Here is a 12,485-nt window from a genome sequence, read left to right on the forward strand (position 1 = left end):
CATCGATAACAATCTGTGCCACAGTTCGGTGCTGTGAGCCTTCCGACCACCACCGCACCCGCGGACGCCAACGGCCGACCCGCGCCCCTGCTGTCGTATCCGCACGGCACGTTCCTGCGCGGCGGGCAGCCGCACCGCGTCCTGGCGGGGTCGCTGCACTACTTCCGGGTCCACCCCGAGCAGTGGGCCGACCGGCTGGAACGCCTCGCGGCCATGGGGCTCAACACCGTGGACACGTACGTCCCGTGGAATTTCCACGAGGCGCGCCGGGGGCGGCCGTCCTTCGACGGCCCGCGCGACATCGAGCGGTTCGTCGCGCTCGCGCGGGAGACCGGCCTGGACGTGATCGTGCGCCCCGGCCCGTACATCTGCGCCGAGTGGGACAACGGCGGGCTGCCCGCGTGGCTGACCGGGACGCCCGGCATGCGGCTGCGCTCCTCGCACCGGCCCTTCCTCGACGAAGTGGCGCGCTGGTTCGACGCGTTGATCCCGCGCGTCGCCGCGCTCCAGGCGGCCCGCGGCGGGCCGGTGGTCGCCGTGCAGGTGGAGAACGAGTACGGCAGCTACGGCGACGACCACGGCTATGTGGCGTGGGTGCGCGACGCGCTGGTGGAGCGGGGCATCACTGAACTGCTCTACACCGCGGACGGCCCGACCGACCTGATGCTCGACGGCGGCGCCCTGCCGGGCACGCTGACCACGGCGACCTTCGGGTCCCGCGCCGCGCAGGCCGCCGAACTGCTGCGCTCGCGCAGAGCGGGCGAGCCGTTCGTCTGCGCCGAGTTCTGGAACGGCTGGTTCGACCACTGGGGCGAGAAGCACCACATCCGGACCGTCGACAGCGCCGAGGCCACGCTCGCCGAGATCCTGGACGAGGGCGGCTCGGTGAGTGTCTACATGGCGCACGGCGGCACCAACTTCGGCCTGTGGGCGGGCGCCAACCACGACGGCGACAGGCTCCAGCCGACCGTGACAAGCTACGACTCGGACGCGCCGGTCGCCGAACACGGCGGCCTCGGCCCGAAGTTCTTCGCCCTGCGCGACCGGCTGCTCGCGGTGACCGGCGCGGCCGAAGCCTCCCGGCCGCTGCCCGCGACCGCGCCGCCGCTGACCGCTCGCGCGCTGCCCGTGGTCCGGGGCGCCGGTCTGCTGGACGCGCTCACCGCGCTGTCGCGGCCGGTGGCGTCCCCGCATCCGCTGAGCTTCGAGGAGCTGGAACAGCCCTCGGGGCTGGTGCTCTACCGCGCCCGCCCCCGTCTGCCGCGCGGCCCGCGGGAGATCACCGTGCACGGGCTGCACGACCGCGCCCAGGTCTTCGTGGACGGCGCGCCCGCCGGTGTGCTCGACCGGGAGACCGGCTCGCTCACCGTCGAGGGCGCCGGCGAGCCCGTACTGCTGGAACTCCTGGTCGAGAACCAGGGCCGGATCAACTACGGTCCGCTGCTCGGCCAGGGCAAGGGCATCCTCGGCGGGGTCCGCGTCGAGCGCCGCCTGGTGCACAACTGGTCGGTCCACGGACTGCCGCTGGACGAATGGCCCGCGGCCGACGTGGAGCGCGCGCCGTCGGTCGCCCCGCCGTCCGGCGACGCGGGTTTCGCGACCGCCCGGTTCACGGCGGACGCCCCGGCCGACACCTTCCTGGCCTTTCCCGGCTTCGGCAAGGGCTTCGTCTGGGTGAACGGCACGCTGCTCGGCCGGTACTGGGAGATCGGCCCGCAGGTCACCCTCTACGTGCCCGCGCCGCTGCTGACGGCCGGCGAGAACACCGTCACGGTGCTGGAGCTGGAGCGTTTCGGCGACCGCGTCGAGCTGCGCGACCGGCCGGAGCTGGGGCCGACCGAGGAGTACGTCGAGACGTTCGACTGAATCGCGCGGCCGGAGGCCACCGCTTCGCGTCGCTACCCGTCCGCGTCGCTGTCCGACGCGGCCTTCTTGGCGCGGCTCGGCTGCACCCGCTTGGGCTCGCCCTTCATCTTGGGGTGCTCCGGCGGGTAGGGCAGGTCGCCGAGGCCGTGCTCGCGCTCGTCCTTGTCGGCCAGTTCGAGCGCCGCGTCGAGCCGGAAGGCGTGCTCGTCCATGTCGGCGTGCACGTCGCCGACCTCCGCGAACCGCCCCGGCATGGTGCCCAGGTCGAAGTCCTCGGGCACGGCGCTGCTCACCTCGTCCCAGCGCAGCGGCGCCGAGACCGGGGCGTGCGGGAACGGCCGTACGGAGTAGGCGCTGGCGATCGTGCGGTCGCGCGCGGTCTGGTTGTAGTCGACGAAGATCCGCTCGCCGCGCTCCTCCTTCCACCAGGCGGTGGTGATCCGGTCGGGCGCGCGGCGCTCCAGTTCGCGGCCGATCGCGATGGCCGAGCGCCGTACCTGGGTGAAGGTCCACTCCGGCGCGATCGGCACGAAGACGTGCAGGCCGCGTCCGCCGGAGGTCTTCGGCCAGCCGGTCAGGCCGAGTCCGTCCAGCACCTCGCGCAGCATGAGCGCCGCGCGTACGGCGTCGCCGTAGTCCGTGCCGGGCTGCGGGTCGAGGTCGATGCGCAGTTCGTCGGGGTGGTCGGTGTCGGCGCGGCGCACCGGCCAGGGGTGGAAGGTGAAGGTGCCGAGGTTGGCGGCCCACAGGACGGCGGCGGTCTCGGTGGGGCAGATCTCGTCGGCGTACCGGCCGCTGGGAAAGGCGATCCGGGCGGTGGGGATCCAGTCGGGCAGATTCTTCGGGGCCCGCTTCTGGAAGAAGGACTCGCCCTCCACGCCGTGGATGTAGCGCTCCAGTGTGGTCGGCCGGTCCCTGACCGCGCGCAGGATGCCGTCGCCGACGCTGAGGTAGTACCTCACCAGGTCGGCCTTGGTGAATCCGCGCTGCGGGAAGTAGACCTTGTCCGGGTGGGACACCCGGACGGCCCGCTCGCCGACGGTCAGTTCCAGCGTCTCGGCCATGCGACCACGCTAGGCCGTACGGCCGGGCGGCGCCCGTCGGCGGGCGCCGCCGGGCGGGGCCGCGCACAATCACCAGCATGGACCTTCCGGTGATGCCCCCTGTGCGGCCGATGCTGGCGAAGTCCGCCGCGGCCGTCCCGCCCGGCATGCTCTACGAGGCCAAGTGGGACGGTTTCCGGGCGATCGTCTTCCGCGACGGCGACGAGATCGAGCTGGGCAGCCGCTCGGGCAAGCCGCTGACCCGGTACTTTCCCGAGCTGGTCGAGGCGCTGCGGGAGCGGATTCCGCCGCGCTGCGTGCTGGACGGCGAGATCGTCATCGTGCGGGGCGGCCGGCTGGACTTCGACGCGCTGCTGGAGCGGATTCATCCGGCGGAGTCCCGGGTCCGCCATCTGGCGGAGGTGACGCCCGCGTCCTTCGTCGCCTTCGACCTGCTGGCCGTGGGCGACGAGACGCTGCTGCCGGTGCCGCAGCGGGACCGGCGCGAGGTGCTGGTGGAGGCGTTGCGGGAGGCGACGGCGCCGGTGTTCACCGCGCCCGCCACGCAGGACATCGACACGGCCAAGGAGTGGTTCTCCCGCTTCGAGGGCGCCGGTCTCGACGGGGTCGTCGCCAAACCCCTGCATCTACCGTACCGGCCGGGCGAGCGCGTCATGATCAAGGTCAAGCACGAGCGCACCGCGGACTGCGTGGTGGCCGGGATGCGGCTGCACAAGAGCGGTCCCGTGGTCGGCTCGCTGCTGCTCGGTCTGTACGACGCCGAGGGGATGCTTCAGCACGTCGGCGTCTGCGCGTCCTTCCCGATGCGCCGCCGCGAGGCGCTGATGACGGAGCTGGAGCCGCTGCGGATGGCGTCCGTCGAGGGCCATCCCTGGCAGGAGTGGGCGAGCGAGGAGGCGCAGGCCGCCGACCGGCTGCCGGGCGGTCCGAGCCGGTGGACCGGCAAGAAGGACCTGTCGTGGATCCCGCTGCGCCCCGAGCGGGTGGTCGAGGTGGCCTACGACCACATGCAGGGCGACCGGTTCCGCCACACCGCGCAGTTCCGCCGCTGGCGCCCGGACCGGGAGGCCGCAGAGTGCACGTACGCGCAGTTGGAGGAGCCGGTGGGGTACGACCTGGCGGAGGTGCTGGGCGCCTGACCGGCCGTGCGGCGGCGCCCTCGTCCGCTCCTCGGACTACCTGGCGCCGTCGCTGCGCTGGGCGTCGCGCTGGAGGCCGGCCAGTACGACCTTGGGGTCGCGGTGCACGGCCTGTCCGATGTCCTTCTTCAGTTCGGCGCTGACCGGGGCCCAGGACGCCTTGGCGACGGGATAGAACGCCGCGTCCGACAACAGGTTCATGAATGGCACGAGATCGCGGTACCGCGGATCCATCCTGACCGTTTCCGCGACTTTCACCGTGACCGGGAGCAACTTGTACTCCTGTTGGAATTTCAACAAATTCTCTTCGCTGTATATGTACTGGAGGAACTTGGCGTCGGCCTCCCGGTGTCCCTTCTGCCGGAAGGCCATCATCCAGTCGGCGTTCCCGAGCGCCTGCGAACTGGGTCCCGTCCTTCCGGGCAGCGGCGCCACTCCGATGTCGATTCCGGCCGCCTTCGCCGACGGAAGCAGCGTCAGATGGCCGTTGAGCATCCCCGTGCGGCCCGCGAGGAAGTCGCTGAAGGCATCGCTGACACTCGTCCTGGCCGGGTCCTTGGGGCCGACGAGACCGGCGTCGACGAGGTTCTTCTTCAGCCAGACGAAGGCGTCGACATTGCGCACCGAGTCCAGGTTGTACGAGCCGACGTTGTCGGTGTAGCCGCCGTCGTTGCCGATCATCCACATCATGGTCTCGGCTTCCGCTTCCTGCGGGCCGAGCGGCAGTCCGTACGGCACCGGGACGCCGTGCTCCTTGAGCTTGACGGCGTCGCGCCTGATGTCGGCCCAGGTCTCCGGGGCGCGGGTGATGCCCGCGCGGGCGAAGAGCTTCTTGTTGTAGAAGAACATCCGGGTGGAGGCGACCCACGGGATGCCGTACTGCACGTGGTTGACGGAACCGGCGTCCGTCAGCGACGGGACGAAGGCGGACTGCATGCTGATCGGGAACAGTTCGTCCGCGCTGTAGAGCTGCTTGCCGTCGCTGAAGGCGCTGAAGGAGTCGAGCTGCGCGAGATCGGGCGCCCGGCCGTCCTCGACCATGGTGGCGACCTGCGCGTCGGCGTCGGCGACGGGCACGAACTGCACGTCGATCGTGATGTTCGGATTCCGCTCCTCGAACGAGCGGGCCAGGCTGTTCCAGGTCTGGGCCACCGGACTCGCGGTCTTCAGACCGCTGTAGTCGGTGGCGACCACGTGCAGGGTGATGGCCTTGCTCCGCGGTGAGGTGTTCCCGCACGCGCCGAGGGTGGTCACCGCCAGCACCATCGAGCCACCGACCGCCGCTAAGCCCAGGAATCGTCGCCGCCGCACCGCTTTCTACCGCCTTCGTATATTACTCGCCCCGTATTAGCCGTGCCGAGTTTTCCGCATGCCTTCACCAACGGTCAACACCACACGTGATATCCCGTCAGAAGAAGCGGAGCGCCCAGGTACAACACATCGCGGTATATCGGAAATCGCGCCAGTCATATCCGCCGCAAAAGGCGGATATGACTGGCGCGATGTGTGTCGGGGCGTCGGGATGTGGCGGCGCTCCAGGTGGAGCGGCGCGGCGTGCGGGTCAGCGCTTCTCGGCGAGCGCCCGCCGGTCAGCCCAGAAAGCTCAGCCGGACCTGGCGGCGCGGATTGTCGACGTTGGTGTCCACCAGGACGACCGACTGCCAGGTGCCGAGTTCCAGGCGGCCGTCCAGTACCGGCAAGGTGGCGTGCGGCGGGACGAGCGCGGGGAGTACGTGGTCGCGGCCGTGCCCGCGGCTGCCGTGGCGGTGGCTCCAGCGGTCGTCGGCGGGGAGCAGGTCCTGGAGCGCGGCGAGCAGGTCGTCGTCGCTGCCCGCGCCCGTCTCGATGACGGCCACGCCCGCGGTGGCGTGCGGCACGAAGACGTTCAGCAGCCCGTCGCGCCCGGCCGCAGCCTCGCGCAGGAACGACGCGCAGGCGTCGGTGAGGTCGTGGACGGTCTCGCTGGAGCCGGTCGCGATGTCGATGACGCGTGAGGTGAGGTTGTCGGCCATACGTCCATGGTCACTCAATTCCGCGGGGCGGCGGGGGTGTCGGCGCGGCGGGTCGCCGGGGTCCCCGTGCCCGGCGGCGGGGCGCGGGCTCCGGCCCGGCGGGCGGCTCGCGCCGCGATCAGCCGCTTTCCGCGGCCATCCGCCGCCATCCGCGAGGTGAGACGGCGTTGACCTGCCGACGGACGCGTGACTACCGTCGTTGTATGCCGCGTCCCTGCATGCTCACCTCGCGTGGTCACATCGACCTCCTGCGGGTGGCGTCTGCCGCGTGTTGTCGCGGTCGCTGACGTTTCGCGCCGCTTCCCCTCCCCCGCGCTTCCGTAGCTCTTCTTCGCGTTCCGGCCCCGCCGGTCCCCTCGGGACGTCCCCGCGGTGATCCGGCGGACCTCCCGTGCCGCGCGCCGGGATCCCGCCGGACCGCACCGGATCCCGCCCATCGAAAGGCGTCCGCCCGATGTCCGTACACCTGCACTGGTTCCTGCCCACCGGCGGCGACGGCCGCACCCTGGTGGACCGCCACGTCTACACCGACGGAGGCGTGAAGCGCTCCCGGATCACGCCGGTCTCCGGCATCCGCGCCCCCGACATCGAGTATCTGGCCCAGATCGCGCGCGCCGCCGACCAGTTGGGGTTCGAGGGGGTGCTGACGCCGACCGGTACGTGGTGCGAGGACGCGTGGCTGACGACGCTGGCGCTGACCCAGCACACCGAGCGGCTGAAGTTCCTGGTCGCCTTCAGGCCCGGGGTGATCTCGCCGGTGCTCGCGGCGCAGATGGCGGCCACGTATCAGCGGATCAGCCGGGGGCGGCTGCTGCTCAACGTGGTGACCGGCGGCGACTCCACCGAGCAGAAGCGATTCGGCGACCATCTCGACCACGACAGCCGGTACGCGCGCACCGCGGAGTTCCTGTCGGTGGTGCGCGGGGTGTGGGAGGGCAAGCCGTTCGACTACGACGGCGAGCACTACCAGGTGGCGGGCGGGCTGGTGGCGCTGCCGCCCGAGCCCCGCCCCGACATCTTCTTCGGCGGTTCCTCTCAGGCGGCCGGGCCGGTCGCAGCCCGCTACGCCGACGTCTATCTGACCTGGGGCGAGCCGCCCGAGCAGGTGAAGCGGAAGATCGACTGGATCAGGGGGCTGGCGGAGGCCGAGGGCCGTACCGTCAGGTTCGGCATCCGGCTGCACGTCATCGCGCGGGACTCGGCGCGCGACGCGTGGGCGACCGCGGACCGGCTGCTGGCCGACCTCGACGAGGACACGGTCGCCGCGGCCCAACAGGCGCTCGGCCGCAGCGAGTCGGTGGGCCAGCAGCGGATGCTGGCGCTGCACGGCGGGCAGCGGGACAAGCTGGAGATCTCGCCGAATCTGTGGGCGGGCGTCGGGCTGGTGCGCGGCGGCGCCGGTACGGCGCTGGTCGGCGCCCACGCGGAGGTCGCCGACCGGATCGAGGAGTACCACGCGCTGGGCATCGACCACTTCATCTTCTCCGGCTATCCGCACCTGGAGGAGGCGTACTGGTTCGGCGAGGGCGTGATGCCGGAACTGGCCGCGCGCGGTCTGCTGGAGGCCCTTCCGTCGCCGCTGTCCGCCGTGCCCGCCGCCAACGGCCGCCCGCCGTCCGCTCCCGGCGGGGCGCCGCTGCTGCTGTCCGGGGGCCGCTGAGCGGTCCGCGGCCGTGGGGCCGGCTGTGGTCGCGGGGGTCACCGAGGGGAGGCGGACCTGGGGTGATTGCCGCCTCCGGGCATTGGTCTGTACCATTCGGCGGGCCTCGGGATATCGCCTGGGCTCGGGACATCCGCCTCTGTCGCGCCCCGAAGGGGGACCACCACGTGAACGCGCTGCACCGGCTCGCCGTGCTCGTCGACTCGTGCCTGCTGCCCGCCGTCGACGGCGCGGACGAGAGACTTCCCGACTGGATCCTGCGCGGCCTGGAACGCGGCACCCCCGGCGTCGCGGTGCACGCGCGCGGCCAGGCGGCGCGCAAGGCGTCCGACGCGCTGCGCGCGGCGCTCCCCGACGCCCTCACCGGTCACCCGGAGCCGCACCGGCCGGGTGGCGGCAGCGCCGCGGCGGCCGAACTCATGGCAGCCGGTGCCAATCTGCACCTCGCCGTACGGCCCGGCACCCGCGCCGACGAGACGCGGGTCTTCGTGACCGACCTCCAGACGCACGGAGTGGCCGCCGCGCTGGGGCCGTTCACCGGTACGGGCAGCCTGCGGCCCTTCGCCGAGGGGGCCGCGGCCGGTGTCCGCGCGATCACCGCGGGGCGCTCCCCGGTACCCGGCGAGGACGGTCTGCCCGCCACGCTCAGCGGCCCGGCCGTCACCGGCATCCTGCGCGGCGAGCTGGGTTACGGCGGGGTCGTGGTCAGCGACACGCTGGACGCGCCGTCGATCGTCGACGGCTGGGGCGTGCCGGGCGCGGCCGTGCTCGCCTGGATCGCCGGGGTCGACCTGGTACGCCTCGGCCCCGCGAGCGGCGCGGGTGTGCACGACGCGATCCACACGGCGGCGGCCCGCGCGGTCGCCGACGGCGACCTGCCGCTGTCCCGGCTGGAGGAGGCGGCGGAACGCGTCTCCCGGCTGCGCCGCTGGGCCTCGGAACCGCGCATGCCCGCCCCGGCCGGGGTCACGGGTCCGTCGGCCCGCACACCGGCCCCCTGAGGCGGCGCACGCTCCTTGGATCGCGGCGGCGGCGCGGGTCCGTCGTGCGCCAGCGCCCTGTCACCAATCCGTTTGACAGCCCTGGAGATGACGCCCATATTTATCTGCGTGACACAGATTCTTCGTGGCGCATAGTTTTCGCCACGACTGCTCCCTCCGACCTTCCGTCGGCCGCAAGGCTCCTTGTGCCACCCGCTCCCAAGCCCTTTCCACGAACGGGGAACACCGCCATGACCGTCCTCATCACCGGAAGCCGCGGGCGCGTCGCCCGCGCCCTCACCGCGCTCCTTCACGACCGGGGCGCCGACGTACGCGTCGCCTCGCGGAAGCCGGAGGAGGTCGAACCGCCGGAAGGGGTGCGGACCACCGCCCTGAGCCTCGACGACCCGTCCGGCTTCCCCGCCGCGCTCGCGGGGGTCGACTCGGTGTTCCTCTACGCCGAGGCGTCGCACATCGGCGCGTTCCTGGAGCAGGCGGAACGGGCGGGGGTCGGGCACGTGGTGCTGCTCTCGTCCGCCAGCGTCATGGAGCCCGACGCCGAGCGGGACCCGATCGCCCGGCACCACCTGGAGGTGGAGACCGCGCTCGCCGCCTCACCGATCGCCTCGACCGTGCTACGCCCCGGCGCCTTCGCCGCCAACGCCCTCCAGTGGGCGTGGCCCATCAAGGCGTCAGGCGCGGTGAATCTGCCGTATCCCGGCGCCCACACCGACCCCGTGCACGAGGCCGATCTCGCCGAGGCGGCCTGCGCGGCGCTCACCGATTCCCGTGTGCGCGGCGGGACGTACCACCTGACGGGGCCCGAGTCGCTGAGCTTCGCCGAGCAGGTCGACGTGCTCGCGGACGCCACGGGACAGCCGATCTCCGCCGTGCCGGTCAGCCGTGAGGCATGGCGGGCGGAGACGGCGGAGCATCTGCCCGAGGCGTTCGCCGAGGCGCTGCTCGACTGGTGGAAGGCGCTCGACGGTACGCCCACGGAGGTGACCGACACTCTTGAACGGCTGATCGGGCGTCCGCCGCGCACCTTCGCGTCCTGGGCGGCGGAGAACGCCGCCGCCTTCACCCGCCCGTAGCGGGTACGGCGGATCAGGCCCCGGCGGCGCCCCTGTGCTCCTCGCCCGCGCCGCCGGGGTCGGCCACGTCACCCGCCCGCAGCCGCGCGATCTGCGCGGTGCTCAGGTCGACGGTGCGGCGCATATGGGCGAGCAGGAGCGCGAGTTGGTCGTCGTCGTAGGAGTCGAGCATCCGCCACCAGCCGCCGCTCAGGCCGCCCCACACACGGCCGAAGTCCGCCATCCGGTCGGGCACGGTGGTCACCATGACCCGGCGCCGGTCCTCGGTGTCCCGCTCACGGACCACGTAACCCGCGCGTTCCAGCCGGTCCACGAGCCGGGTGGCGGAGCCGGTGGTGAGGCCGGTCAGCTCGGCGATCCGCCCGATGGTGACCGGGCGCGACTCCAGGCTCAGCAGATTGAGGCACTGCACGTCCGTGGGGTGCAGCCCGAAGTAGTCGGCGAGCGCCTGGTTGAACAGCGCGTACGACGCCGTGTAGTGGCGCGAGGCCACGGACAGCTCGGACAGCAGATCGGAGCGGCGGCCGGTGGGGGCGTCGGTCCGCGCCATGGTGCCTCCTGCGTGGTTCCGCGCGGCCGTGGAGGCCCGCGCCCGTGCCGTCGCGCTTCTCTGCGCGACGCAGACAGTTTGGCAGACCGCCGCCCGCCTGGACACCGACGTCTCCCGCGTCCCCGGCCGCCCGCGCGCGGGGGAAGCTTTCACTCGCCCCCACCGTTGGGTGAAACATGAACGACTTGGGTGACGCGGCGGACGGGCCGGACGTGTCCGGCGTGCGGAGCGTGCGGACGGTCGTGGTCGGCGCCGGGCAGGCGGGGCTCTCGGCCGGGTATTTCCTGCGCCGCGCGGGGCTGCGGTCCGGCACGGACTTCGTCGTCCTCGACCACTCCCCCGGCGCGGGCGGCGCCTGGCAGTTCCGCTGGCCGTCGCTCACCTACGGCAAGGCGCACCGCGTACACGAACTGCCCGGTATGCCGCTGGGCGACGCCGACCCCGACCGGCCGTCCGCCGAGGTGGTCGGCGAGTACTTCGCGCGCTACGAGCGGGAGTTCGACCTGGATGTCCGGCGGCCGGTCGACGTCACCGCCGTACGGGAGGGGGTCGCGGGGCGGCTGCGGGTGGAGACCGACGCGGGTGTGTGGTCCACGCGGACGCTGATCAACGCGACCGGGACCTGGGACCGGCCGTTCCTGCCGTACTACCCGGGCCAGGAGACCTTCCTCGGGCGGCAGTTGCACACGGCGGAGTACCGGGGATCGGCGGAATTCGCCGGGAAGCACGTCCTGGTGGTCGGCGGCGGTACGTCGGCGGTGCAGCTGCTGATGGAGCTGGCCGAGGTCGCCCGCACCACCTGGCTGACCCGTCGCCCGCCGGTCTTCCACAGCGCGCCCTTCGACCAGGAGTGGGGACGTTCCGCGGTCGCCCTCGTCGAGGACCGGGTGCGCCGGGGGCTGCCGCCGCAGAGCGTCGTCAGCGTCACCGGGCTGGCCGCGACCGACGCGATCCGCGACGCGCAGGTGCGCGGGGTCCTGCGGCCCGAGCCCGTCTTCGACCGGATCACCCCGCGCGGCGTCGCGTGGTCCGACGGCCGCACGCTGGACGCCGACGTCATCTTGTGGGCGACCGGCTTCCGCGCGGCCCTCGACCACCTGGCCCCGCTCAAACTGCGCGAGCCCGGCGGCGGCGTCCGGCTCGACGGCACCCGCGTGGTCAAGGACCCCCGCATCCACCTGGTCGGCTACGGCCCGTCGGCGAGCACGATCGGCGCCAACCGGGCGGGGCGAAGCGCCGTACGCGAGATCCGCGCCTTCCTGGCCACCCGAACAGTCGAACCCACGAGCGAGCGTTCGCTCGAACGCGTGCACTGAACGCGAGTTGTCCCCTGCGACCCACCGGGACGCGTGATGCTTACCGACCGCCCCGGGAGGGGCGGCGCTCCGCGTTGTCCGCCGCTCCGGTCGTCGGCACGCCTGCCGCTCTGGCCACCGATTCCGATAAACATCGGATGTCTCGCTTCCCCGCGTCACGCCGTTGCGGCAGTATGAGCGCCATGGGTCATCGTCAGTCGCACGGCCTGCCGCGGCGCGGCGCGGAGGAGACATGCGCGTAGCGCTTTTCGTGACATGCGTGAACGACCTGCTGTACCCGGACACCGGGCGGGCCGTCGTCACCCTGCTGGAACGGCTCGGCGTCGAGGTGGACTTCCCCGCCGCCCAAACGTGCTGCGGACAGCCCCAGTTCAACACCGGCTACCGGCACGAGACCGAACCGCTGGTCCGCCGCTACGCCGCCGCCTTCGACGCCTACGACCACGTGGTCACGCCGTCCGGCTCCTGCGCGGCCATGGTGCGCGACAACTACCCGCGGATCGCCGCCAAGGCCGTCGCCGAGGGCCGCGACCGGGGACTCACCGAGGCCGCGGCGAGCGCCGTGCCCAAGACGTACGAACTCACGGAGTTCCTGGTGGACGTGCTGGGGGTGACGGATGTGGGCGCGTACTTCCCGCACACGGTGACCTATCACCCGTCCTGTCACGGGTTGCGGATGCTGGGGCTCGGTGAGCGGCCCCGGCGGCTGTTGGAGGCCGTGAGGGGGCTTGAGCTGCGGGAGTTGGAGGGTGCGGAGGAGTGCTGCGGCTTCGGCGGCACCTTCGCCGTGAAGAATCCCGACGT

The 12,485-nt window shown here is 72.4% G+C and carries 11 protein-coding genes; 7 read left to right on the forward strand and 4 right to left on the reverse strand.

What is annotated here, in order from left to right; all coding sequences use genetic code 11:
• The first annotated feature begins 33 nt into the window (after positions 1-33).
• On the forward strand, positions 34-1,866 hold the full coding sequence (locus tag ACFZAM_RS28105; protein WP_391050260.1) for a beta-galactosidase: 1,833 nt from the start codon (positions 34-36) through the stop codon (positions 1,864-1,866).
• A 32-nt stretch (positions 1,867-1,898) separates the two neighbouring features.
• Here ACFZAM_RS28105 and ligD read toward each other — a convergent pair whose 3' ends face one another.
• Positions 1,899-2,930, reverse strand: coding sequence for a non-homologous end-joining DNA ligase (gene ligD, locus ACFZAM_RS28110; RefSeq protein ID WP_391050262.1), 1,032 nt, complete (start codon positions 2,928-2,930; stop codon positions 1,899-1,901).
• A 77-nt stretch (positions 2,931-3,007) separates the two neighbouring features.
• On the opposite strand from ligD, the gene ACFZAM_RS28115 reads away from it, so the two are divergent.
• The gene (locus ACFZAM_RS28115; RefSeq protein WP_355343717.1) at positions 3,008-4,069 is read left to right on the forward strand and encodes an ATP-dependent DNA ligase; all 1,062 of its coding nucleotides are present in this window, start codon (positions 3,008-3,010) and stop codon (positions 4,067-4,069) included.
• Positions 4,070-4,105: 36 nt separating this feature from the next.
• Here the strand turns inward: ACFZAM_RS28115 and ACFZAM_RS28120 are convergent, their stop codons facing one another.
• Positions 4,106-5,335: an extracellular solute-binding protein gene (locus ACFZAM_RS28120; RefSeq protein WP_391050265.1), complete on the reverse strand. Its 1,230-nt coding sequence runs from the start codon at positions 5,333-5,335 to the stop codon at positions 4,106-4,108.
• A gap of 323 nt (positions 5,336-5,658) precedes the next feature.
• A complete protein-coding gene (locus tag ACFZAM_RS28125; RefSeq protein ID WP_355343711.1) occupies positions 5,659-6,081 on the reverse strand; it encodes a secondary thiamine-phosphate synthase enzyme YjbQ in 423 nt (140 codons plus the stop codon).
• A 454-nt stretch (positions 6,082-6,535) separates the two neighbouring features.
• Here ACFZAM_RS28125 and ACFZAM_RS28130 point away from each other — a divergent pair, with 454 nt between their 5' ends.
• From ACFZAM_RS28130 to ACFZAM_RS28140, 3 genes are all read left to right on the forward strand, one after another.
• Positions 6,536-7,741: an LLM class flavin-dependent oxidoreductase gene (locus ACFZAM_RS28130; protein ID WP_355343708.1), complete on the forward strand. Its 1,206-nt coding sequence runs from the start codon at positions 6,536-6,538 to the stop codon at positions 7,739-7,741.
• A 167-nt stretch (positions 7,742-7,908) separates the two neighbouring features.
• A complete protein-coding gene (locus tag ACFZAM_RS28135; RefSeq protein WP_391050268.1) occupies positions 7,909-8,742 on the forward strand; it encodes a glycoside hydrolase family 3 N-terminal domain-containing protein in 834 nt (277 codons plus the stop codon).
• A gap of 230 nt (positions 8,743-8,972) precedes the next feature.
• Positions 8,973-9,815, forward strand: coding sequence for an NAD(P)H-binding protein (locus tag ACFZAM_RS28140; RefSeq protein WP_391050270.1), 843 nt, complete (start codon positions 8,973-8,975; stop codon positions 9,813-9,815).
• A 13-nt stretch (positions 9,816-9,828) separates the two neighbouring features.
• On the opposite strand, the gene ACFZAM_RS28145 is transcribed toward ACFZAM_RS28140, so the two are convergent.
• Complete coding sequence (locus ACFZAM_RS28145; protein WP_355343699.1) at positions 9,829-10,365, reverse strand: MarR family transcriptional regulator; 537 nt, start codon at positions 10,363-10,365, stop codon at positions 9,829-9,831.
• Positions 10,366-10,541: 176 nt separating this feature from the next.
• On the opposite strand from ACFZAM_RS28145, the gene ACFZAM_RS28150 reads away from it, so the two are divergent.
• Both ACFZAM_RS28150 and ACFZAM_RS28155 read left to right on the forward strand, forming a co-directional pair.
• A complete protein-coding gene (locus ACFZAM_RS28150; protein ID WP_391050272.1) occupies positions 10,542-11,681 on the forward strand; it encodes an NAD(P)-binding domain-containing protein in 1,140 nt (379 codons plus the stop codon).
• Positions 11,682-11,913: 232 nt separating this feature from the next.
• Positions 11,914-12,485 (forward strand): heterodisulfide reductase-related iron-sulfur binding cluster (locus tag ACFZAM_RS28155; protein ID WP_391050274.1); only part of this gene is annotated, 572 nt, incomplete at its 3' end.

Origin of the sequence: Streptomyces sp. NPDC008079, assembly GCF_042957385.1 — a bacterium.
Lineage (GTDB): Bacteria > Actinomycetota > Actinomycetes > Streptomycetales > Streptomycetaceae > Actinacidiphila.